This is a genomic window from Streptococcus sp. 3.1, assembly GCF_016648915.1.
Classification (GTDB): domain Bacteria; phylum Bacillota; class Bacilli; order Lactobacillales; family Streptococcaceae; genus Streptococcus; species Streptococcus salivarius_E.
The window spans coordinates 121433-145445 of the sequence record NZ_JACLQV010000005.1; the positions used below are offsets into that span (position 1 = coordinate 121433).

Consider the following 24013-nt stretch of genomic DNA (forward strand, 5'->3'; position numbering starts at 1 on the left):
TTTTTTGCGAGCAGAGCGAGCAATTAACTGAGACTTTCCGCTGTGTTAAAAGCGCCTGAAACTAGAAGGTTTCAGGCGCTCGGAATTTTTGAGACGTTAGGTAGGCTCAAAAATTAGTCATGGAACTTTGTAAAAGTTCGCTGACGTCCGCCAACACCTAAGGAAAGTCTCACAGAAAATTTTATTTTTAAAATAAAACAATTATTATCAATAACAAGAAAGGAAGTACATCATGTCTTTTGACGGCTTTTTTCTTCATCATATGACGACTGAGTTGCGTGAGCAAGTGCTTTACGGGCGTATCCAGAAGGTTAATCAGCCCTTTGAGCGTGAGTTGGTCCTGACCATTCGTAACAATCGTCAGAATTACAAGCTTCTGCTTTCGGCTCATCCTGTCTTTGGGCGTATTCAGACGACCAAGGCTGACTTGCCAAATCCGCAGAATCCAAATACCTATACCATGATTATGCGGAAATACCTTCAGGGAGCGGTTATCGAGGATATCCAGCAACTGGAAAACGACCGTGTCCTTGAGATTTCCGTCTCTAATAAAAACGAAATCGGTGACAGCGTCAAGGTTACTCTAGTTATGGAAATCATGGGGAAACACTCCAACATTATCCTGATTGACAAAAACGAGAGCAAAATCATCGAATCTATCAAGCATGTTGGTTTTTCACAAAATAGCTATCGTACGATTCTACCGGGGTCAACCTATATTGCCCCACCAAAGACGGATGCCACGAATCCTTTCGATATTCCAGACGAAAAGCTCTTTGAAATCTTGCAGACGGAGGATTTATCAGCTAGAAACCTTCAAAAACTTTTCCAAGGTTTGGGGCGTGACACGGCCAATGAATTATCAACCTTACTTGAGACTGATAAGCTCAAGAATTTCCGTGCCTTCTTCAATCGTGAAGTAGAGCCAAACTTAACGGCTAAGGCATTTTCAGCTGTAAGATTCTCTGATAGTCAGGACCAACCGGAGTTTGAAACCTTGTCAGCCCTTTTGGACTACTACTACTTGGACAAGGCGGCGCGTGACCGTGTGGCTCAACAAGCGAGTGATTTGATCCACCGAGTGCAAAATGAGCTGGAAAAAAACAAGAAGAAACTTGTCAAACAGGAAAAAGAGCTTGCGGAGACTGAAAATGCCGAGGAGTTCCGTCAAAAAGGTGAACTTTTGACCACCTACCTCAGCATGGTGCCAAACGACAAGGACAGTGTCGAGCTAGACAACTACTACACTGGTGAAAAGATTACCATTCCACTAAATGTAGCTCTAACACCTAACCAAAATGCTCAGCGTTACTTCAAGAAATACCAGAAACTCAAGGAAGCTGTTAAGCACTTGACTGGTTTGATTGAGGAAACCAAGCAGACTATTGATTATTTGGAGAGTGTGGAGTTTAGTCTTTCTCAAGCCAACATGGATGAAATCGAAGATATTCGTGAGGAGCTTGTTCAGGCTGGCTTTATGAAGCGTCGTTCAACTGACAAGCGCCACAAACGTAAGAAACCTGAACAGTATCTGGCTTCTGATGGTAAGACCATTATCATGGTTGGTCGTAACAACCTGCAAAATGAGGAGTTGACCTTCAAGATGGCTAAAAAGGGGGAGCTCTGGTTCCACGCCAAGGATATCCCAGGTAGTCACGTGGTTATCAAGGACAATCTTAACCCAACTGATGAAGTCAAAACAGATGCGGCTGAATTGGCAGCCTACTACTCTAAGGCACGTCTGTCAAACTTGGTTCAAGTCGATATGATTGATGTTAAGAAACTCAACAAACCAACAGCCGGTAAGCCTGGATTTGTAACTTATACGGGACAGAAGACCTTACGTGTCACACCGACTGAAGAAAAAATTGATAGTATGCGGATGAAATAGTCTGCTTTACAAAATCAACCTCTCTTGTTTTAGAAACGAGAGAGGTTTTCTATGTCTTCATTAGAGCAATTTCTTTCGTTGATGAATGAGATTTTCTTCTTGTTTTCATTACATTTTTCCGACGACTGTGCTAAACTATAAGGGTAATTACCTATATTAAAGGAGACTTTCAGCATGAAGGCTCTTATGTCATATACGAGTTCTGTTTTAGAATGGTTAGGGCGCTATGTTGGCCTTTTAGTCTTTGGGCTATTATTTGTGACTGCTTTGTTCATTCGCACGACCATGATGACGGGATACTTTGAATGGGCAGAGATTAGTAGCGTTCCTTGGTATGTTTATGTTTCAGGTGGGGCCATTCTGCTTTTGACCCTTCTCTGGCCTAAAATCTTAAAGGAACTGACAACAAAGCAGATTTTCATCTTTTTTTCCGTTTGCTTTGTGAGTTTTGGCCTACTTTTGATTTTTCTGACCAGTTTTGCTGGTCGAGACGATGCAGGTACTGTCTTTAAAGGGGCGGTCCAGTTCAATGCTGGCGACTTCTCCTTAATAAAACCAGGAGCCTACTTCTACCGCTATCCGCATCAGTTGGGGTTGCTCAGTTTTGAACGCTTGGTTCTCTATCTGATTCCTTTACCAGTTATCTCTGTTTTCTATGTATTGAATCTTGGCATGGTCATTGGTATGAACTATTCTACATGGAAAATCACGGATGAACTGTTTACGAGGCCTTTAGTTAGTCGTTTGGCTGTCATCATGAGCTTTGGTTTCTTGCCTCTAGTATTTAACATTATGTTTGCCTATGGACTTATGTATGGGTTGTTCTTTTCTAGTTTTGCCATTCTCTTCTTTCTACGTTACTTAAGACGTGGTAAGGCTAGGAATGCGATTATTTCGGTGGCCATGCTATCTTTAGCCTACTGGGTAAGGAGCAACAACATCATTCTCATTATTGCTCTATCTGGTATTTTGATACTATTGACTCTGAGAGAGAAACGTTACCGCTATTTGCTTTTGGTTTTGGCTTTCTTTGCATTTCCTATGAGCTTGCATAAGGCGACGACCAGTTACTATGAGATTACCACCCATCAAAAAATTCCTGGAACACCTCAGATTGCTTGGCTGGCCATGGGCTTACAGGACAAACCCGATTCTAAACGCATGCCAGGATGGTATACCGGCTATGTCCGTGACATATACGCCAAGAAAAAGGGCAATATCGAAAAGATTGAAAAAAGTGCCAATCACCTTTTTGATAAGCGTGTTCAATATCTCCTAGCACATCCTGATGAAGCCAGTTGGTTCTTCAGTACAAAGTTTATCAGTTCTTGGACAGAGGGAAGCTTCCAGTCCATCTGGAATGGCCCAAGTAAAGACAAGTTTCAGCCCTTGTGGAATAGGTTTGCGACTTCTATCTATCACGATGGGACCCTGCATCTCTTTTTTGTAACCTATATGCAAGGCTATCTCCTAGTCCTATATCTTGGTGGTGTGTTCTACTACGCTTTCACTTATAAACGAATGGGAGACGGAGCAATCCTAGGCCTCTATGCCTTCCTCTATCTCTTTGGAGGTATCCTCTTCCACCTCATATCAGAGACTAAGAGCCAGTACACTTTACCTTATATTTACTTACAGATTCCAATGATTGCGGCGGGCTACAACCATATGACACAAATACTTAGTCGCTATCTAAAAAATAGGCGAAAGTCATCCTAGGATGGCTTTTTGTCATTGTTTCACAATTACAATCTTGTTATAATAGTTCTATGAAAAATTCATCGGTTGATCTTTTACGAGGCCCTATTTTGCGGTCTCTTTTAATCTTTGCTCTACCAATTCTGATATCCAATATTTTCCAGCAACTCTACAATACAGCCGATGTCATGATTGTGGGACGCTTTCTAGGGCCAGATGCCTTGGCTGCTGTAGGAGCTTCTTCTGCTATTTTTGACTTGGTTATCGGATTTGCATTAGGTGTTGGAAATGGTATGGGCGTTGTTATCGCACGTTACTACGGTGCTCAAGACTATAGGAAACTTCGTCAGTCTGTGGCGGCCACAGTTGTCATAGGCCTGGGCTTAAGCGCCTTGGTTATGATTCTAGGACATTTCGGGCTCTATCCTTTGCTACGATTTTTAGGAACTCCTGCTTCTATCATCGGGCAATCTTACCAGTATATTTCTATGGTTGTCTCCTGTGTTGGGGTTACTTTGGGTTATAATCTGTGTGCTGGTCTCCTCAGAGCAGTTGGTGATAGTCTGACAGCCCTCTATTTTCTGATTTTTTCAGCTCTGGTCAATATCATTTTAGACCTTTTCTTTATTACACAACTCCATCTTGGTGTTCAATCAGCAGGCTTGGCAACGATTATTTCTCAAGGACTTTCGGCAATTCTCTGTCTTTACTATATTAAGAAAAAAGTGACCTTCCTTCTACCAAGCAAGTCAGACTTTGTTCTTGATTCAAGTCTTTATTTGGACCTTTTTGGACAAGGAATGGCCATGGGACTCATGAATTCCATTGTTTCTATCGGTACCGTGACCTTACAGTATGCCATTAACGGCTTTGGTCCTCTCATCATTAGTGCTCAAGTGGCGGCAAGACGGATTATGTCCTTTGCTGTTCTCCCTTTGACTTCACTTGCTGCTGGGGTGACGACCTTCACCTCTCAGAACTTCGGGGCCAAACAGTTTAAACGCATAGTAGCTGGGTTAAAGCAATCTTGTCTTGTTTCTATAACTTGGTCTGTCATTGCTTGTGCCCTCCTCTATGTAGCAAGCCCCTTCTTGGCTGGTCTTATCTCTGGTTCAGATAATGCTGTGATTATTGATAATGCCAGTCGTTACCTCCGTATCAGTTCTCTCTTTTATCCTATTTTAGGAATGCTCTTCATCTTTAGAAATAGCCTGCAGGGTCTAGGTAAGAAACTGACACCTTTAACCTCTAGTTTCATTGAGCTTTTTGGAAAAATTCTCTTTGTTCTTTTGGTCATTCCTTCTATGGGTTACCTTGGCGTTATCCTATGCGAGCCCTTGATTTGGATTCCCATGACTATTCAGCTCTATTTTGCCTTGAGAAAGCATGTTAAACGCTTGTTTGTCAGTTAAACTTTTTTTGAACATAGAAAAACGACCGTCATGGTCGTTTTTAGTTTAGTTTAATCCCCATTCATCAGAAATCTGTTTCATAATAGCTTCTTGGGAGACAATCCCAAAGCCCAGCATGTAGGTTGAGTAATCAGCATAGATGACCTTGTTATTTTGAACAGCCTTAAGGCTAGTCCAGACAGGGCTATTTTTAAGTTTGTTATCTAGGAGTTCTTGAGAATCTGCTTGAACAATCAAGAGGTCCGGATTAAGATCTTTAAGCTTATCGATATCAATAACTTGGTACATATCCTCTGGATTAAAGGTTTGAGCACGATTGAACTTGTAAGTGTCATAGAGATAACCAAAATGTCCATAAGCATAATAACGAATGTCATTGTCCGTCACGCGCAGATACATGAGTTTTTGGTCACCAAACTTAGCCTTAACATTTTCGGCAAAAACAGCTTCCTTGGCGTCCATTCTATCAAGAGCATCTTTCATTTCATCACGCTTGTCAAATATTTCGGCAACCTTGAGCGAGGTTTCATGGTAATCCCAATTTTCATCTGTGTTTATGCGATAACCAACGGTTGGGGCAATCTCAGACAAATCCTCGTAAAGGTCTTCTTGCTCTACTGTCATAAGGATAAGATCTGGCTTGAGCTCTTTGATTTTTTCCAGGTCAGGAGTCTTTTGCCAGCCGACAGAGACCACATCTGCATCCTTGTAGTGTTTCTTAAAGAGAGTGGAAAACTCTTGACTCCCTTCCTGCTCTGTTGTGGCACCTACAGGTGTGAGGTCAAGTGGTTCTAGGATTTCACCGTATAGGTTGTCAAGGATAACAATACGCTTTGGCGCTTTTTTCAACTCAGTTGTTCCAAAATCATGAACAATAGTCTTAGCCTTAAAAGTATGACTGCTCTTACTATCATGAGCACTTTGGACAAGGTTCATACTCGGCAAGTAGTATAAAAAAAGACCTGAAATAATAGCTAGAATAGCTACTAAATAGAGAAGATTTGTTTTTTTCATTTAAACTCCTTAAATGTAATCAGGACTATCAGTTACCTTTAACGTTATCTTAAAATTTCTTTAATGTCAATGGCTAATATCTTGATTTAGAAGGCTATTTTTGATTTAGCTCCACTACAGAAGTTAACAGTAAACAATTTAGGGATTTACTAGTATTAACAAGGGCAAGTTAGGTCCTGAATCTATGTTATAATAATAAGTAACACTGGAGGGAAATTATGTTACATGAGCTTTCATTTAAGGGACAATGGCGACAGTATCAAAAGCGCATTCTTGCCAAGAGTGATACTTACATGTCTGATGGCAAAATCCACTTAGTAGCTGCACCTGGATCAGGGAAGACGACTTTGGGAATTGAATTTATAAGACGTTTTTGAAATCCTAGCTTAATTCTTGTTCCGACCGTCACCATCAGGCAGCAATGGGTTGATAGTATTAAACAGGCATTTTTAAATGATGTTAGTCAATCTAACCAACTAATATCTCAGGACTTGAAGCAACCCAAGATCATTACCGTTGCAACCTACCAAGCACTGCATAGTGCTATGAATCAACTTGAGGGAGATGCCCTATCTGAAGATACGGACGATACTGCTGACCAAGAACATTATGATTTTCAAGGCTTTGACCTTATAAAGACCTTTAAGGAGTTGGCTTTAGGAACACTCTGTTTAGATGAGTGTCACCACTTACGTAATGAGTGGTGGAAGAGTTTAGAGATCTTTCGTAAGTCATTTCCAAATCTCAAAGTGGTCTCCTTGACTGCGACACCTCCCTACGAAGGGGAGCCAGCCCTTTGGGAGCGTTACATCAGCATGTGCGGTGTTATTGACGAAGAAATCACAGTCCCTGAACTGGTTAAGGAAGGAACACTCTGCCCTCATCAAGACTACGTTTATTTTGCCTTTCCAACTAGGGAAGAACAGAAACACCTAGATCAGTTTGAAAAGCAGAAACACGACTGTTTAAATAGACTCTCGGCGGATGAAAACTCCTCTAGGACCATTCAATCTAGCTTGGCACTGACAAGTCAGATTACTGACGACGACTTATTAACCAATCCCAAATACCTTTCTGCTCTACTGATTTTCTTACGTTTTAAGGGTCTGCCTCTCCCTCAATATTTTCAAGAGCTACTTGGTGCCAAGTATGTTTGAAAGACGAAAGGATGATGCAACCGCCTTTCTTGAACGTATTCAAAAGAGCGTTGGTAAGTATGATCTGATTTATATTCGAAGTGCACAAGGACGTCCTATTCTTCTTGAAGCTCGTATCAAGGCACTTGGAAATAAGCAAGAACGTACGATTACACGTAAAAAAGTCATGTCCAGCTTGGAATGACGATTAGCTCAAAACTTACTATGACATTCTATCATGATATAATAAACAAACAACATTGTATTGGAGAATCATATGACATTTACACACATTTTCTTCGACCTTGATGGTACTCTTGTAGATAGTTCCGAGGGCATCCACAATGGTTTTGTCCAAACCTTTGAAAGACTGGGCCTACCTGTTCCTAGCGACCAAAAAATTCAAAGCTTCATGGGCCCTCCTCTCGAAGTTACCTTTAAAGAAGAAATTAGCGAGGAAGGTGCTGAACAAGCTGTTCAACTATATCGTGATTACTACGGCACTAAAGGACAGTTTGAAGCTCGCCTCTACGACGGTATAAAAGATGTCCTCGAAAAGCTGAGTCAAGATCCAAATAAGAAAATCTATATCACGACTTCCAAAAATGAGCCTACCGCTCTGGAAATGTGCGAGTACCTTGGCATCACTGAGTTTTTTGACGGCATCTATGGGGCCACACCTGCTGCTTTCCACAAGGCTGACGTCTTGCAGCGTGCTATTGCTGAAAATAATGCGAATAAGGACCAGTCTGTCATTGTTGGCGACACCAAGTATGACATGATTGGCGGAAAAACGGTTGGTGTCAAGACCTTGGCTGTTACCTGGGGATTTGGGACAAACGAAACCCTCTTGGCAGAAAATCCTGATTTTGTAGCTGATACTGTCCAAGAACTCTGGGATATTTTGAAATAATAACTAATACATGAAAAGAGCATGACCATACAAGCATGCTCTTTTTGTCGCTGGTCAACAGGGACAATCTCCTGTTGAGTTTTTTAATTCCCTCACCATCGCTTATCAAACTAAATCCCTAATCGGTCGGTTATGTTAAGATAGAAGTAGCTCATAGTTTTTCCTCGGATTCTGTTTGTGTGGTTACTTACAGTTTACACCAATGAAACGCTATGAGTTTTTTATTGCACTTATATTGTATATTCAAGAGATAAAAAATCACCAACATACAATGTATGACTACCTCATTACATATAAAGGATAAGACAAAGGTGGTAAAATGAAAGCGTAATTTTATGGTGATGTACGATTTTTGTGTAAAACATTCTACAGTACAATGAGAATATTTTGGAAAATTTGAACTCAACAAGTCTGATTTTGTGTTCGAAAGGTGGCTATTGTTTTTTAATGTATAGAGTAACAGTCATTATGCACCATACTCAATCACAATTGTATCAAGGTATTGAGAGATTTTAAAAGATTTTCTTTTTTTTTACAAGAAATCTTGTGCAGAAAAGGCAGATTTCTCAAAATTTAGAATCTGTCTTTCTTTTCTTAATATACTGTTCGTGTATGGACCCGCCCGTTTGGAGCTTCAAATTCGTATTCTAAGTAATCCTGATAGGTCCCTGGTGCAATCACTCCACGCACATCTAATACAGCCGTTCCCGCCTGTCCCACAATGGAATCTGCTAACAGGCAGCAATTCGTAGACAGAACAAAGTAAGATTTAAAACGCGAAGAAGTAAATTTATATAGCTCAGCCCCTAAATCATATTTCAATTTGTAAGCGTAGGTCGGCTGACCGTCTTCCAGTAACCTACTAGGTGGATCCCAAGGTTCTAACAACTGATCAATTTCAGCTAGACGCTTCTCTACTGCCTGATTCTCTTCTTCGGTAAGGGATAGGCTGTAGCCAAACAGCGTCTTTTGACTCTCTTTTTTACATAGTTCGATGTATGGTTCCTTATCCACTTTAAACAGTACGCCATCCCCAATCGTCCCAAATAGACGCTCTGAAAAGGGATCGTAACTTCCGTAAGAAATGACCTTCCCCTGATAACAAATATCTACATGCCCAATCGCTCCAAATAAGTTGCTGTCAGAAGTATGAACCAAAATTTCTAATTCCCTTGCCTCTTCTTCTTTTTTCACCAATCGATAAGGGCCTGTGTGTCCCGCCGAGCTCCCTTTTTGAAGAAACTGGTTAAACCGTTTTAACTCCTTAGCAGGGATAAAGGCTGCAAAGATAACCGGTAGGCTAATACGAAAGCGACGTTTTAACTCTTGGCCTTGTTGGTCTTTGTCAAATAAAATACCATCTCGAATATTAGAAATCCCCAACAAGACCAGATAAGCCCCCAAGAGGATAAATTGGAAGTGCCCATCTGAACCAGGTTCCAAGACAGTTGCTAGACCAATCCCACCGTTTAAAAGCGCATCCCATAAATAGAACCAGCCTCCTTTTACCCGATTGGCCTTATAAAGCCAAAATGTGATCCCATAGACAATGGCACTCCCCAACTGATATGCCCCTAAACAAATCACAACTAAGTTTACGGGCAGACTACTCAGTCGATTCAACCAGATCAACGCAAGTGAAAGAAAAATAAACCAAATAGAGTGGCTATAGGAAATAGACTTGCGACGCAACATAAAGCGCAGAAGAAAGCTTCCTAGTCCATCGACTAAAAAATAAACAGCTAATAGATCCAAGGAAAACTTGGTGAAGCCAACACCGTTTCGAAAAATGAGAATTCCAAAAATGACAGCAAGAAACCCAAACAATAAGGTCCGCCTTCTTGCAACTTCTTCAACAGATAATTTTTTCACCATGGCACCCTCCTTCATAGATCAAAGGCCTTAGACAAATACTATTTTATCAAGTATAACAGCAGAAATCATCTACTAGAATTTTTCTCATTAGTCAATCACAATCATAGATTTAATAGACTTGCGTTCATCCATATCTTTATAGGCCTGATTAATATCTTCCAATTTATAACTTGTCGTAAAAACTCGGCCTGGATTGATATCTCCGTCAAGCACTGCTTTTAACAAAACTTGTTTATCATAGGTTGTGACCGAGGCTGGTCCCCCACCAATCGTTGTATTTTGTACAAAGGTTGATCCAATGGCACGGTTTTCATAGTGTGGAACACCAACAAATCCCATGCGACCACCATTGTGAAGGACTCCAAGAGCTTGGTCCACCGCTGCTTCAGTACCGACACATTCGAGAGCTGCATCTGCTCCACCACCAAGGATTTCACGAACCTTGGCAATGCCTTTTTCGCCACGTTCAGCAACAACTGCTGTAGCACCTGACTCCAAAGCCATTTGTTGGCGGTCTTCGTGACGACTCATAAGGACAATTTGTGAAGCACCCCGCATCTTAGCTGCGATGACAGCACATTGACCAACAGCCCCATCTCCAATAACGACCACCTTATCACCTTTTTGCACATTAGCTACACGCGCCGCATGGTAACCCGTCGGCATAACATCTGCTAGCGTCAAAAGTGACTTGAGCATGCCTTCACTATAATCTGAAGGTTGCCCAGGAATTTTGACAAGTGCCCAATTGGCAAAGTGGAATCGAATATACTCAGCCTGAACGCCACCAGACCAGTTATTACCTGGGTGGTTGTCACAAGAGCCGTCAAAACCAGCACGACAGGCATCACACTGTCCACAACCGTGTGTGAAAGGGGCAATGACAAAGTCACCAGCTTTCACCGTAGTAACATCATCACCAACTTCTTCAACAATTCCGATAGCCTCATGACCGCTATTTCTGTGTCCTTCTTCCATTTCCGGATTGCGGTAACTCCAAAGGTCCGATCCACAAACGCAAGTACGGACAATGCGGATAATGGCATCATCTGCTGCCTCGATTTGTGGGCGATCAATTTCTGCCAGACCAACCTGCCCAGCTTTGGTATAAACTGTTGATTTCATTTAATAACCTCTATTCTTTCGTTTCTGATAGTATACACTTTTTAACAAGAAATCGCTCACATCAAACACTCCCTATTACGGTCATATTTAGTTACTTAATCATATTTTTTCCCATACTTCTTTTCAAGCATTTTCTTAACTAGATATGGCATCTTGACATTCTCTCGACCTTTTTTAGCAATCAATTTTTTGACGAAATCAGGCATCTGAATATCTTCTTCCTCTTCTAAAATCTGTCCTGTGTTTGAAGGGGCTTCCAACTCATCAAAAGTCTCTAGTAGAGGTTGATAGTAACGATAGTCACCGTCTATATGAGACTGAATGGTTGAAAGAAGGGCTTTAATCAAACGAGAATCGCTATTTGGCATAGGAGGACGGTGATAGGCCACACCAAGCTCATGACAAAGCTCCTTACACTCCACATCATTATCAAAAAGAACCTCAATATGCTCACTAATAAAACCTATCGGGACAAATATATAGTGGTCAGGGTGTTCCTTCTCATCACGAAGGTATTCTAAGACATCAGGCTTAATCCAAGGAATACCAATATCACTTTCACTCTGCCATGTATTGGTATACTGGTCTTCTTCAAGGCCTAAAATTTCCACAATCAAGCGAGTATTGTCATAAATCTGATCGATATAAGGATCGCCAAAATCAAGTGCCAAAACTGGGACACTATGAGCTGAAAAAATCACCTTATAGCTGTCATCTTCAATTTGATCTAAAATATTTCGAATCTCATCAGCCCAATAGTGAAGAAGTGAAGGTTCTTGGTACCAATCCTTGATAATTTGGAACCTAATCTGCTCACTTTCTAAAAATTTCTCATATCCCATGACAGAATAGTAAGAATAATGAGGCTCTAAAATCAAGCACAAACACTCTTCAATTCCGTCATTCTCCATCTCTTTAATCGCATCAATGATGAAAGGTCGGGAAAATTTATTTGCAAAGTAAACCGACACTTGTTCTCCAAGAGCGGAAGCAACCAAGTCAACTTCTTTTTTTGTTATCCTTTGGAGCGGCGTTCCACCGATTCGTAGGTAATGGTCATATAAGGTCTGAATTTCATGTGGTTCGGGACGAACTCCACGTCGTATATTTGTGAAAAATTCTGCTACTCCTTCATAGGTAATCTCTTCTGGGGACCCAAAAGTCATCATCAATACAGCTCTTTTACTCATAATTACTCCTTGTTCCACGTTAGTTCTATTTTATCATGAAAAGGCTTACTTTAGTTAACTTAGTATCAAAAAAACTCCTAGAGACAAACTCTAAGAGTTTAAATAACGTTTCTTAATGATGATGACCATTTCCTTGATTTTGACCCACTTCCAACTCCTCAATATTACGTTTATGGGCTCGGTGGGTGGCTAGGTCTTCATCTACCTCAATGGTGACGTTTTGAAAGCCACAATCTTTAAGCAAGGTGCGAATCGCTTCTTTACATACCTCCATGTGGTTGACATGCTCCAGACAAACATGGACAATGGCGTTTTTTTCCAGACCATCCATGGTCCAAAGATTAAGCTGATTGATACTAGCCACATAGTCCAACTTCTCCAAATTACTCTTAACCTGCTGGATATCCACTCCTTCTGGCACAGCGTCTAGAAAAATTCTGAGCGTGCTCCAAAAACGTGGAATGGCTTTTGACAGAATAAAGAAGGAAATAGCAAGGGATAAGAGAGGATCCAGGATATACCAGTCGGTAAATCGAAGAACAATGGCCATTAGGATGACAGCCAACCAACCCAAGGTATCTTCTAGAAAATGCAGGCTGAGAATAGATTCATTCTTGGTTTGCCCTTTGCGAATGACGAGACTTGCCAATACATTAATACTGACGGCAATAATTCCAAGCCAGAGAATCCCCTCATCATTGACAGGTTGTGGATGGAAAAGCTTGGATATATTTTCCAAAATCACAAGAACAGATCCTGTCATGAGAATCACAGCTGTTACCATGGCCCCTAAAAGACTAAAGCGCTTGTAGCCCAAGGTATAGTTGCTGTCTTCTTCACGATTGGAAATACTCTCCAGAAAGGCGGAGATCCCAATAGCGATCGCATCCCCCAAGTCATGGACCGAATCCGCAAGGACAGCGCTGGATCCAAAAATCCCTCCTGCAATAAACTCAACAATGGCATAGCCTAAATTCAAGAAAAAAACTAGCCAGACCGCATGTTTTGTCTTCATAATCCTATTTCCTTTGTTATAATAGATTCATGAACATCATGTTCATTATCATTATCTAACATTCACAACAGAAAGGATAGGGGCAAACCGTTTAGGGTGTACGTTACTGAACAGTTTGTTCTAAGTGTCCATATGACTGCTCAGGATCGTCGTATTACTAAGACTCGAAAAGCCATCTATAATGCTTTTTTACAACTACTCAATCAAAAAGACTACGAGGCCATCACGGTTCAGGAAATCATAGACCTTGCTGATGTGGGGCGATCGACCTTTTACAGCCATTACGAGAGTAAGGAGTTACTACTGGATGAACTCTGTCAAAAGCTCTTTCACCATCTCTTTGAGCGTGCTGAACACCTCTCACCACAAGACTATCTGGCCCATATCTTTCAGCATTTCAAGAAAAATCAAGACCATGTGACCAGTCTCTTGCTCTCTAAAAATGATTATTTCATCCGGCAACTACGAAAAGAACTAGAGCATGACGTCTATCCAATGGTAGCTGACGAACTGATTAAGGCCCATCCAACTCTCCCTCACTCCTACCTCAAACACCTGGTCGTCAGCCATTTCATCGAAACTCTCAGCTGGTGGTTGAAGAAAGGTAAAAATTATAGCGAACAAGAAGTGATCCAGTTTTATTTGGAGATTTTAAAAGTGGGTTCCAACTAGAAAGGCGTGTCTTCAATGTCCATCGTGCAATTTTATTTTCTTTTTCCAGCCCTATTCATGCTTCACGAACTTGAAGAAATCGTTTGGATGCCATCCTTTATCAAAAAAATATCACCCCAGTATCCAAACAATCAAATCCTTTCTTATTACACACCTTTTGCTTTCAATACCATTGTCTTGGAGCAATTTCTGATCCTAATGACGTCGCTATATCTTAGTTACCAGTTTAACAACTATAGCATTTACGCAAGCACCATAATCGCTTATATCTACCATGTCTTAGGACATCTGATTCAGACAATCGTTATTCGAAAATATGTGCCTGGATTGTTGACGGGAATTCTAACGAGTTTGTTTACTCTATGCAATATCAAAAATGAATTTCCAATTATACTTTATGGTTACTCTCTATTTACCTTATTGGTTATCGTTTTAAATCTTGTAGTATCATTTATGATTCTTAATAAAATCAGTCATAAAAAATAGCATTCAGGCAATCATATTTAAGAAAGGAAACATCTATGTCGCTTTATCTCATCTTTAGCATCATCACAGTCTTCTTAGCCCTTGATTTTGTCCTGATTCATCTTGCTGCAGCTGTATCAGCTATTCTAAAAGGCAAAAAAGTTTAGGAACTGGATTTATCATAATTGGTGCCATTCTTGGTATCTTAGCCCTTCTCCATGTTATGGTTAATCGTACCTTAGCATTTTATATATGGCTATTTGCTAGCTCGACAATTTGCGGGGGCGCCCTCCTGAATGGTCAAAATAACAAAAATTTCAACAAATCACACCACCAAATTCGTTTTGTGATTGACTTGATTATTACTTTTTTGCTATATGTTTGGCTCTATCTATTCCAATAACATGTAATTCTCATTTCTATAATACAATACAAAAAGGCCTAGAGTACCAATCTAGGTCTTTTTAAGGATTTAGGTAAACGTACATTACTATCTTTATTCTAAATGTGATAAGCATCGTCACTAGCTTCTACATAAGAGAAATAAACTCAAAAAGAGGACCCTACTGGATCCTCTTATTAATTGATAAACATAAGTACTAAGCTTTCTTAGCTGCCTTACTCCATTGGTACCAACCAACGAGACTGTTGATAAGGTAAATGAAACCAAAGGTTAACCACCAAAGTATACTAATTGATAGGTACTTGGTCCATCCAACCGTATCCAATTTACGAGCAACAAATTCCTGCTGTTCTTTTTTGAATTGGGCTTGATAAATCCAAACCAAGAGACCAATCGGCTGCATGATGGTGAAATAGAGAGTTGTCAAAACCTCACCGTAGAAGCCTTTTTGAAGGGCAAGCACAAGATAAATGACGGAATTGATCAAACCAAAGAGATAGTTACTGGCACGACCTTCAGCTTCTCAAAGAGCAGAAAAAAGGTTAGTAAGGCTTGAGAGATGAATCATTTTAAAGGCAAACAATTCCAACAAGACGTCATCATTGTCGCTGTTGGTTATTACCTACGTTACAATCTGAGCTATCGTGAAGTTCAGGAATTGCTTTATGACCGTGGAATAAATGTTTGTCACACTACGATTTATCGGTGGGTTCAAGAATACAGTATAATCCTCTATCATCTCTGGAAAAAGAAAAATAAACAGTCCTTCTATTCGTGGAAAATGGATGAAACCTATATCAAAATTAAGGGGCGTTGGCATTATCTCTATCGAGCGATTGATGCGGACGGTTTAACATTGGATATCTGGTTACAAAAGAAACGAGATACTCAGGCGGCGTATGCTTTCTTAAAGCGACTCCATAAACAATTTGGACAACCTAGAGTCATCGTAACAGATAAAGCACCCCCTATAGGATCTGCATTTAGAAAGTTACAGAGAAACGGATTATACACCAAAACAGAAAATCGAACTGTGAAGTATCTGAACAATTTAATAGAACAAGATCATAGGCCAATTAAGCGACGGAATAAATTTTATCGAAGTCTCCGGACTGCCTCATCCACGATTAAGGGGATGGAGACCATTCGAGGAATATATAAAAAGAACCGAAGAAATGGTATATGATTATGACCATGAAACAAAGTAAAATCAAACCGAGTGATCTGAGGAAGCACCCGATGATCATGAAACGTTATTAAACACAAAAGTCACCCATGTGAGTTCTTGCCAGAAGCTGAAGTTAATCCTTCAACCTGGAAAACCCGCAGAGGTGACTTTTTCTATACATCTCGATTTTTCTGGCAATAATCATTAACCGATAAATATGTCTGTGAATCACCCAGCGACTCCGCTATGTCCATAATCCGCGGTGGTAGTAATCCCACTCGCTGGACAAGTTCGTGATCGCTGAACAATTCCCGTGGACTGCCGGCGAAGCCAAACTTCCCGTGTTCCATAACATACACCGACTCAAACTCGGCGGCGACCCAATCCATGTCATGGGTGATGGTCACAACTTGGTGGCCCGAATCAGCCAACTGATGGAAAATTGCGGTCAACTTGCGCCGGCTTTCCCAATCAAGCGACATCATCGGCTCATCAAATAAATAAATCGCCGGATCCACTGCCAAAACTGTGGCAACGCTCAACAGCTTGCGTTCCGACAATGACAGGTCATATGGACTTTCAGCTGTTTTATCATCCAAGCCAACTCTTTTTAGAGCAGCTAAAGCCCGCCTCGTAATCGTGTCGTGGTCATCCATGACCTGCGCGACACTCCACTCCACCTCTCGTTGAACGGTCGGGTTGAAAAGCTGATCGTCAGGATTCTGAAAAGTAATCCCAACCTTCAGTAACTTTTCGACTGGTTTAAGATCATTAAAATTTTCTCCATCGATCTTAATCACACCGGTTTGTGGTGTCAGCAAGCCCGTCAACAATTTGAAGAGCGTTGATTTGCCGGCACCATTTTGGCCGACAATCGCCACCATCGGATCGGCGAAGTGTTTGTCTTCAACATCCAAGCTAAAGGACCGTTCCGGATAAGTGAACGTCAGGTGGTTCAGTTCAATTGTGGGCATAAAAAACCTCCTTCAGTTCAGCGTCATTCACCGGATACCGGCCATCAGCCAAGTGCCAATCCATTTTTTGAGCAAGTTGCTGGATTGTCGGGGCTGGAATCTGCCAGTCAGCTGCCAAATGATTAAACACCTCACCCGGCCTGCCCTGGGCTACCATTTGACCCTCGTGCAGCACCCACACAACGTCGGCGACTTCGCACAAATCGTCAATTTCACTGGTGACAATGAAGACAGTCGTCTCTTTGACTTGGGCCAGCCATTGGAAAAATTGTCGGCGGCCAAGGGGATCCATCTGACTGGTCGGATCATCCATAATCAAAACAGCCGGGTTAGCCGCAATCGCCGTGGCAATTGCCAACCGCTGGCTCTGACCACCGGAAAGGCTCTCGGGACGCAAATTCAGCTGTTCAATCAGCCCCATTTGCGTGGCAACTTCTTCAACCCGTTTTTGAATCAGTCCTTCAGCCATTCCCTGATTAATCAAGTCAAAGGCGATTTCATCGGCAACCGTGTCTGCCAACCCGCTTAGTTGGCCAGCTGGATTTTGCAGTACAACTCCATTCATGGCATTATAAACGGGCCAATTGTCGGACACTCGCTGGCCAAACATGTGCCAGTCGCCCTCAATCTCAGCAGACATAATTTTGGGAATGACCCCTGCTAGCACATGGCACAAAGTCGATTTGCCGGAGTGGCTATTCCCGATAATCCCAACCACCTGGCCGGTATGAACCTCCGCGTTAATCTGACGCAGTTGTGGTTGCTCAGTACCCGGATAACGGGTAGTCAAATTTTCAATTACAATCCGTTTATCTTCGTCCATATCTTCCACCCAATCAATAAAATTGCCAATCCAGTCAGACCAATGTGCAGCGTCCGCGACAGGCGATACACGCGCTGGGAGGTTCTGACAGTCCGGTTGAGATTATCAAAACCTCTCAGTTGGAGAGAAATCGACCGCGCCATCGATTGATCCAAGGTCTTAATCACCAATGGAATTAGAACCGGCAGGACTGACTTTAATTTCTGAATCAACGTTTTTTGCGGATTGGTTCCGCGAACTTTTTGAGCCTGCTGGATTTTCCGCATATTGCGCATCATTTCCGGTAAAATATAACACACCGACATCAGAACGTAGACAGTTTTATAAGACAATCCGGACAGTTCCAAATAGGCCGCGTTTTCTGAAATACTCGTGGTCACCATAAAAAAGCCACTGGTCAAAATAATCACCAATACTCGACAACCCAGAGTGGTGGCGTAAATCAGGCCTTCTTTGTAGAACGACACCCCAAGCACAGAAAACAGCACAGTTTGATTCCGACTGTAAAATAACCCTTGGATGATCAGCATGGTGCAAATCAGAAACAGGCTGAATCCCAGCGCCTTAAAGATGGTAGAACTCAATTTGGAAAATAACAATAGCAGTGTTGCGACAAGAATTAATCCGGCCTGAAGCAATAAATTCATACTGGTAAAGCTCAACAACGTCATGTCCAAGATGAACAAGAGCTTAGTAATCGGATCGATCACCTGGTACCACTTGAGCTTGACCCGTGGCGCTCCAGAAATCAATGTTTGATCAGTCATCATTTATCACCGCTAAAGAAGTGCACCATCCGCTTCGGCAGCTGACGATAGATGAAGAATGCCAGGTAGGCCACGCAGACTTTATCCAAAATATCCAAGACAAACTCATCGGTAAATGAGGCCAGCCACACTGGTACATGATTGGCGACCATTACCGCAAACAATGAGTCACCCCAAGCGATACCGGTCTGACCACCCCAAAAGATGACGTTGAGTGGCGTTGAAATGACAGCTGAAACGAAGGCAATAATAATAGCAGAAACAAATACTCGTCGCGCTGACGAGAACCACCCATTGGCGTGCAAAACTCCGACAGCAATCCCAATTCCGATGCTGGTAATCGCATACACGGTTGAAATTGGCGATAAGGTCAGCCCATAGATCACGTTGTTGATGAAACCACTGATGGCACCGGCAACCGGCCCAGCCAACATGCTGGCAAGAAAGGTTCCCAAAGACCCCAGCCAAACGGGCAACTTTAACCCCTCCGCCAAGGCTTTGGCAACATAGTTAATCCCCACGGCAGCGGGAATCAAAGTCATGGTGGAAGCACTTAACTTAAATTTCCACATACTGGTACGACGAATCGGTTCTGTTTTCATAATCTTCTCCTTTTGTTTTTAAAGAGCCGTGTCAGGAATGACTTTCGGACGCAACGCTCTATAGAATAGTTAATAGAACTATTTAGTCTTTTCACAATACCAACCGTAGTCGACATAGATTAATATAGTAAAATTACTATTTCTAAGTTCATACTCTATATCATACGCTTATTTTCAAAATTGTCAAGTCTTTTCTGAAAATTCTTCAAGAAATATGAAATAATTTAAAATGCCTAGCTCAGCTAGACATCTTTTGTTTCTATAATGACTTTAATCGTTATTGCTTATACTTCCTTTTTTAACAAGACAGCATCTAGTCTGTCACATAAATCTCGCCACGGCTATAGAGGGCGGCTTTTCCTGCAAGGTAAATCCTGTCTCCTTCAAGACGACAAATAAGATGACCACTTCTCTTAGAGGCTTGATAAGCTCTAAATTCTTCTTGTCCTAACTTATTAGCCCATAAGGGAATGACATGACAATGACCAGAACCACAAACTGGATCCTCCATGACTGTTAATTTTGGTGCAAAACTACGTGTAACAGTATCATAGTTTTTACCTTTAGCTGTGATATTTAGGAGTAAGCCATCTAATGCTTTAACTTTATCAAAATCTGGAGTCGCAGCAATGACATCATTTTCATGAGGGAGGATACACACTAGGTCTCTTCCCAGCCACGCTTCAAGCGGACGAATACCGATTGCTTCTTCCATCTCACTTGTTACTGGAACTTGGTGCATCGAGTAAACTGGGAAATTCAGCTCATATAGCTCTCCTCTTTTGGTTACCAAAAGCTCCCCACTCTGAGTTGTAAAGGTTAGACTATCAACATCCACTTCTATAAATTGAAAGAGAACAAAAGCAGTTGCTAAAGTAGCATGACCACACAAATCGATTTCTCCACCGGGAGTAAACCAACGTAAATCGTAATAGCCGTTCCTTTTAACCGTAAAAGCTGTCTCAGAGAGATTGTTTTCTTTGGCAATATTCTGTAAGGTATTATCCGACAACCATTCGTCCAGAAGACAAACAGCAGCCGGGTTTCCTTTAAAAACAGTATCTGTAAAAGCATCAACGATAAATTGTGAAATCGTAAATTGACTAATTGGCATGAAGGGCTCCTTAATTTGTTATCTTTATTATATCTGAAAATAGGATAGAAAACAGACAAATAGTAACTAAAAAAGTTATTTAAAAAGTTACTTTTTGTGCAAATTTTCCATTATTTCTTAATAACACCTTCTTTTACTAAGAAATCATGTGCGACTTGGGCAGCCGGTTTACCTTCTACTCCCACTTGGTAGTTCATCTGGCTCATTTGCTCTGCTGTGATTTTACCAGCTAACTTGTTTAGAATGCCTTCCAATTCTGGATGTTTCTTAAGAAGAGCTTCTTTCATGAGGGGAGCCCCTTGATATGGCGGGAAGAGTTGTTTGTCATCCTCTAGGGCCACAAGGTCATAGCGAGCAAGCTCAGCATCCGTTGAGTAGGCATCTGTTATCTGGATTTCACCAGACTGGATCGCCTGGTAGCGAAGGGCTGGCTCCATGGTGGAGACTTGTAGATTAAGACCATAGATTTTCTGCAAGCCCTTGTTCCCATCCTCTCGATCATTAAACTCTAGCGTAAATCCTGCCTTGAGTTGTCCTTCCACCTTTTTCAAATCTGAAATTGTCTTGAGGCCATACTCTTGGGCAATATTCTTAGGCACCGCGACAGCATAGGTATTCTGATAAGCCATGGGTTTGAGCAAGGCCAGGTTGTCTTGTCGCTTGATCCCATCTCGAGCCGCTTGATAGACTGCTTCTGGATCATGGTCGACTTGCGGCGCCGGCTTGAGAAGACTTTCGGTCACGGTTCCTGTAAACTCTGGATAGATATCAATATCCCCTTTTTTCAGAGCTTCATAGAGGAAGGTGGTCTTGCCAAAATTTGGTTTAACAGTCACTGTCATGTCCGTGTTTTCTTCGATCAAAATCTTGTACATATTGGCTAGAATTTCCGGTTCAGGACCTAACTTCCCAGCGATGACCAGATTTTCTTTTTCAGGTTTGGGAAGAAAACTTGGTGTATAAGATACTCCCAATCCGATAACCATTACCGCAAAAGCCACAAAGATGGTCCGCAATTTAGCCTTTTCCATCCATTTGAGAAGAAGGTTAAAGGCGATGGCCAAGAAGGCTGAAGACAGGGCACCGATCAAAATCAGACTGGCATTATTGCGGTCAATCCCTAGAAGGATAAAGGAACCGAGTCCTCCTGCTCCAATCAAGGCGGCTAGAGTAGCCGTCCCGATAATCATCACAGCTGCTGTTCGAATCCCAGACATGATGACGGGCATGGCCAAGGGAATCTCAAATTTCTTCAAACGCTCCCACTTGGTCATCCCAAAGGCAACCCCCGCTTCTTCAAGGCTTGGATCAATTCCCTGTAAACCGGTGATGGTATTTTGAAGGATGGGGAAAATGGCATAGATGACGAGAGCTGTCAAGGCCGGAAGTGTTCCAATTCCCATGATGGGAATGAAGAGGCCCAAAAGGGCCATGGAAGGAATAGTCTGGAAGATCCCAGCCACCTGTAAAACCCAGTTGCTGGCTCTCTTGCGTGTACTTAAATAAATAGCCAGAGGGACCGCCAGAAAAATCGCAAGGAGAAGGGTCAGTAATGACAGTTGCAAATGTTGCGCCAGTGCAGTGAGCCAGTCCCCAAAGCGTTCTTGAAAGGTTGTAAGTAGTTTAGACATGGTGAGCACCTCCAAACAAATCTGCCACAAAGTCGTTGGCAGGTTGGGCTAGAATGGTCTCAGAATCCGCCACCTGCACAATCTCTCCTTCTTGTAGCACCGCAATCCGATCGCCTAATTTCAAGGCTTCATCGGTATCGTGTGTAACAAAGATAGTGGTCATGCCGAACTCCTTGTGCAAGTCTTTGGTAAGAGCCTGTAGCTGTTTGCGAGAAATGGCATCCAAGGCTGAAAAGGGCTCGTCCATCAATAGAATCTTTGGTTCTCCAATGATGGCCCGCACAATTCCAATCCGTTGTTGCTCCCCACCAGATAACTCACTTGGCTTGCGATTTGCATACTCTGCAGCAGGCAGACCTACCTTGTCCAAGAGTTCTTCTGTTTTAGAGGCTATTTGGCTTTTAGTCCACCCTTTCATCTCTGGAATTAAAGCAATATTCTCAGCGACAGTTAGATTTGGAAAGAGAGCAATGGCCTGCAAAACATAACCAGTAGAAAGACGTAACTCTCGTTCATCATAGTCCTTGATGCGTTTTCCGTCCATATAAATATTGCCATCTGTCGGCTCCAAAAGACGATTGATCATCTTGATCATGGTGGTTTTTCCAGATCCTGAAGGACCCACTAGCACCATGAATTCTCCGTCTTCAATATGGAGATTGACATCTTTTAAAATGTCTGTATCCGTGTAGCGCAGGACTACATTTTTATATTCAATCATATTCTTCCTCAATAAGTTTTCTGTCTCTAAGAGTATCCAATAGGCTACTTGCCGGATGTCCTAGAACTTTTTCGATATCTGTTGAAACCCCAGCTTTTTCCCCAACTTTAATCGCTGTATAGGTGCTGACCCAGGCATCGTACTCCCAAGTTTGTGCTGGCCATTTTTTCCGTGACTCATATGCTTCTTCTACTGTTTCATCCACATACGCGATGGCTTCACCGGTCTCTTTTGAGAGAAGCGCTACGATTTCTTCCATGGAAAGATCCTCTGGCCCTGTCAGATTCAAGGTTTGATTTTCCCACTCCTTAGGATTTAAAAGAATCTCTGCTGCAACCCTAGATGTGTCCTTACGGGCAACAGCTGACACAAGGCCACTGCCGGCCGGACCACGAATTTCTCCATTTTCAAGTGAAAGATCAATCAAGAAATCCAAGTAAAAATTATCTCTCAAAAAAGTATAGGTGAACCCTAAATCCTTGATATAGGCTTCCGTCTGGGCATGATCTCGAGACAAAGTGAAAGTTGCCTTCTCATCTGCCCCATAAAAAGAAGTATAAACGATATGTTGCACCCCTGCTAGTTTTGCAGCATCTAAAAAGTCCTTGTGCTCCTTGACACGATCTCGATTTTCCCGAGCAGAGACCATCAACAAGATATCAATCTCCTCCAAGGCCTCAACCACTTTTGGAGTATTTGTATACGACATTCTACGGATTTCCGCAGACGCGTAAACTTTTGCACGCTCTGGGCTTCTTGCTAGATGGACTGAAGCGATTCCTTTTTTATCGACAAGATCAGCCACATAGGAACCTAATTTCCCTGTTACACCTGTAATTCCAATCATAACTGTTGCTTCCTTTCCCTAGATGTCATTCTCTTTAGCTTTTAGATTTGAGATTATACGCTCTTGATAGGCCTCAAATTCTTGGATTTCGTTATCCGAAAAGCCTTGGTAGAATATCTCTCCCAGTTCCTGACTGACGCGATCTCCAATTTCTTTTTGCGCCCAACCTAATTCCGTCAAGACTACAAACTTCTTGCGCTTGTCCTGGTCACTCTGTTCAATCTTAACCAAGCCTTGCTCGACCAACTTCTTTATCATGCTAGTCAATGTGTTATTAGCTAGTCCCGTCGCTAGAGCAATATCAGTTGCAGTTGCCCTGCCTTGCTCTTTTTGCCATAAGACTGTTAAAATTTTCCCTTGTTCACTTCTGTATTGAGCATCTGGTTCCTTGCTCAAGAGTTTTTGAAAGATACGCCCGTTCAACAAACGTATCTGTAAAGCTTGGTAGCCCCCTTGCATCTTGTCCATTTTGTCTCCTTTTTATTTCTATATCGAAATATCACAGTCATTGTATCACTGTTCGTTACATCTGTCAACTAATTCGATATCGAAATAAT

General features: G+C 41.9%; 22 protein-coding genes and 2 pseudogenes. 9 read left to right on the forward strand and 15 right to left on the reverse strand.

The features are described 5' to 3' along the window. Positions 1–232: 232 nt before the first annotated feature. The 3 genes from H7U02_RS04630 (at position 233) to H7U02_RS04640 (ending at position 5001) form a co-directional block, all read left to right on the forward strand. A complete protein-coding gene (locus H7U02_RS04630; RefSeq protein WP_048790283.1) occupies positions 233–1891 on the forward strand; it encodes an NFACT family protein in 1659 nt (552 codons plus the stop codon). A gap of 174 nt (positions 1892–2065) precedes the next feature. Beyond that, positions 2066–3610 (forward strand): membrane protein, encoded by a 1545-nt coding sequence (locus H7U02_RS04635; RefSeq protein ID WP_048790282.1) that lies wholly within the window; start codon positions 2066–2068, stop codon positions 3608–3610. 50 nt (positions 3611–3660) lie between these two features. Beyond that, positions 3661–5001 carry an MATE family efflux transporter gene (locus tag H7U02_RS04640; RefSeq protein WP_048790281.1) on the forward strand — a complete coding sequence of 447 codons (1341 nt, stop codon included), beginning with the start codon at positions 3661–3663 and terminating at the stop codon, positions 4999–5001. A 45-nt stretch (positions 5002–5046) separates the two neighbouring features. Here H7U02_RS04640 and H7U02_RS04645 read toward each other — a convergent pair whose 3' ends face one another. Then, the gene (locus H7U02_RS04645) at positions 5047–6015 is read right to left on the reverse strand and encodes an ABC transporter substrate-binding protein (RefSeq protein ID WP_048790280.1); all 969 of its coding nucleotides are present in this window, start codon (positions 6013–6015) and stop codon (positions 5047–5049) included. A gap of 218 nt (positions 6016–6233) precedes the next feature. Here H7U02_RS04645 and H7U02_RS04650 point away from each other — a divergent pair. The 3 genes and pseudogenes from H7U02_RS04650 to H7U02_RS04660 form a co-directional block, all read left to right on the forward strand. Beyond that, positions 6234–7163: pseudogene (locus H7U02_RS04650) on the forward strand (DEAD/DEAH box helicase); the annotation flags it as partial. A gap of 1 nt (position 7164) precedes the next feature. Then, positions 7165–7356: a hypothetical protein gene (locus H7U02_RS04655; RefSeq protein WP_048790279.1), complete on the forward strand. Its 192-nt coding sequence runs from the start codon at positions 7165–7167 to the stop codon at positions 7354–7356. A gap of 72 nt (positions 7357–7428) precedes the next feature. Then, on the forward strand, positions 7429–8064 hold the full coding sequence (locus H7U02_RS04660) for an HAD-IA family hydrolase (RefSeq protein WP_048790278.1): 636 nt from the start codon (positions 7429–7431) through the stop codon (positions 8062–8064). A 594-nt stretch (positions 8065–8658) separates the two neighbouring features. Here H7U02_RS04660 and H7U02_RS04665 read toward each other — a convergent pair. The 4 genes from H7U02_RS04665 to H7U02_RS04680 form a co-directional block, all read right to left on the reverse strand. Next, positions 8659–9939 carry a DUF308 domain-containing protein gene (locus tag H7U02_RS04665; protein WP_183137201.1) on the reverse strand — a complete coding sequence of 427 codons (1281 nt, stop codon included), beginning with the start codon at positions 9937–9939 and terminating at the stop codon, positions 8659–8661. Between the two features lie 87 nt (positions 9940–10026). Then, positions 10027–11064, reverse strand: coding sequence for a zinc-binding dehydrogenase (locus H7U02_RS04670; RefSeq protein ID WP_155164450.1), 1038 nt, complete (start codon positions 11062–11064; stop codon positions 10027–10029). A gap of 95 nt (positions 11065–11159) precedes the next feature. Next, positions 11160–12254: a ferrochelatase gene (hemH, locus tag H7U02_RS04675; protein ID WP_155212060.1), complete on the reverse strand. Its 1095-nt coding sequence runs from the start codon at positions 12252–12254 to the stop codon at positions 11160–11162. A 112-nt stretch (positions 12255–12366) separates the two neighbouring features. Then, positions 12367–13269 carry a cation diffusion facilitator family transporter gene (locus H7U02_RS04680; protein WP_155222368.1) on the reverse strand — a complete coding sequence of 301 codons (903 nt, stop codon included), beginning with the start codon at positions 13267–13269 and terminating at the stop codon, positions 12367–12369. Positions 13270–13401: 132 nt separating this feature from the next. On the opposite strand from H7U02_RS04680, the gene H7U02_RS04685 reads away from it, so the two are divergent. Then, complete coding sequence (locus H7U02_RS04685; RefSeq protein WP_155222369.1) at positions 13402–13941, forward strand: TetR/AcrR family transcriptional regulator; 540 nt, start codon at positions 13402–13404, stop codon at positions 13939–13941. A gap of 15 nt (positions 13942–13956) precedes the next feature. Further along, positions 13957–14427, forward strand: a complete 471-nt coding sequence (locus H7U02_RS04690) for an HXXEE domain-containing protein (protein ID WP_049527176.1) — start codon at positions 13957–13959, stop codon at positions 14425–14427. Between the two features lie 578 nt (positions 14428–15005). Here the strand turns inward: H7U02_RS04690 and pnuC are convergent. Continuing rightward, positions 15006–15329, reverse strand: a pseudogene (gene pnuC / locus H7U02_RS04700) (nicotinamide riboside transporter PnuC); the annotation flags it as partial. 39 nt (positions 15330–15368) lie between these two features. Here pnuC and H7U02_RS04705 point away from each other — a divergent pair. Next, complete coding sequence (locus H7U02_RS04705) at positions 15369–15995, forward strand: IS6 family transposase (protein WP_049554290.1); 627 nt, start codon at positions 15369–15371, stop codon at positions 15993–15995. A gap of 155 nt (positions 15996–16150) precedes the next feature. Here the strand turns inward: H7U02_RS04705 and H7U02_RS04710 are convergent, their stop codons facing one another. From H7U02_RS04710 to H7U02_RS04750, 9 genes are all read right to left on the reverse strand, one after another. After that, on the reverse strand, positions 16151–16951 hold the full coding sequence (locus H7U02_RS04710; RefSeq protein ID WP_049527185.1) for an energy-coupling factor ABC transporter ATP-binding protein: 801 nt from the start codon (positions 16949–16951) through the stop codon (positions 16151–16153). Further along, positions 16938–17774, reverse strand: coding sequence for an ABC transporter ATP-binding protein (locus H7U02_RS04715; RefSeq protein ID WP_201042868.1), 837 nt, complete (start codon positions 17772–17774; stop codon positions 16938–16940). Before H7U02_RS04715 ends, H7U02_RS04710 begins: the two co-directional genes overlap by 14 nt. Then, on the reverse strand, positions 17750–18541 hold the full coding sequence (locus H7U02_RS04720; RefSeq protein ID WP_173014509.1) for an energy-coupling factor transporter transmembrane component T: 792 nt from the start codon (positions 18539–18541) through the stop codon (positions 17750–17752). Before H7U02_RS04720 ends, H7U02_RS04715 begins: the two co-directional genes overlap by 25 nt. Continuing rightward, positions 18541–19143 carry an ECF transporter S component gene (locus H7U02_RS04725; RefSeq protein WP_201042870.1) on the reverse strand — a complete coding sequence of 201 codons (603 nt, stop codon included), beginning with the start codon at positions 19141–19143 and terminating at the stop codon, positions 18541–18543. The genes H7U02_RS04720 and H7U02_RS04725 overlap by 1 nt, the downstream gene beginning before the upstream one ends. A 313-nt stretch (positions 19144–19456) precedes the next feature. After that, on the reverse strand, positions 19457–20257 hold the full coding sequence (locus tag H7U02_RS04730) for a PhzF family phenazine biosynthesis protein (protein WP_201042872.1): 801 nt from the start codon (positions 20255–20257) through the stop codon (positions 19457–19459). A gap of 110 nt (positions 20258–20367) precedes the next feature. Further along, positions 20368–21888, reverse strand: a complete 1521-nt coding sequence (locus H7U02_RS04735; protein ID WP_201042875.1) for an ABC transporter permease/substrate-binding protein — start codon at positions 21886–21888, stop codon at positions 20368–20370. Continuing rightward, positions 21881–22609 (reverse strand): ABC transporter ATP-binding protein, encoded by a 729-nt coding sequence (locus tag H7U02_RS04740; protein WP_201042877.1) that lies wholly within the window; start codon positions 22607–22609, stop codon positions 21881–21883. The genes H7U02_RS04735 and H7U02_RS04740 overlap by 8 nt, the downstream gene beginning before the upstream one ends. Next, positions 22602–23456, reverse strand: coding sequence for an SDR family oxidoreductase (locus tag H7U02_RS04745; RefSeq protein WP_201042879.1), 855 nt, complete (start codon positions 23454–23456; stop codon positions 22602–22604). Before H7U02_RS04745 ends, H7U02_RS04740 begins: the two co-directional genes overlap by 8 nt. Positions 23457–23474: 18 nt before the next feature. After that, a complete protein-coding gene (locus H7U02_RS04750) occupies positions 23475–23924 on the reverse strand; it encodes a MarR family winged helix-turn-helix transcriptional regulator (RefSeq protein ID WP_073689342.1) in 450 nt (149 codons plus the stop codon). Between the last annotated feature and the right edge of the window lie 89 nt (positions 23925–24013).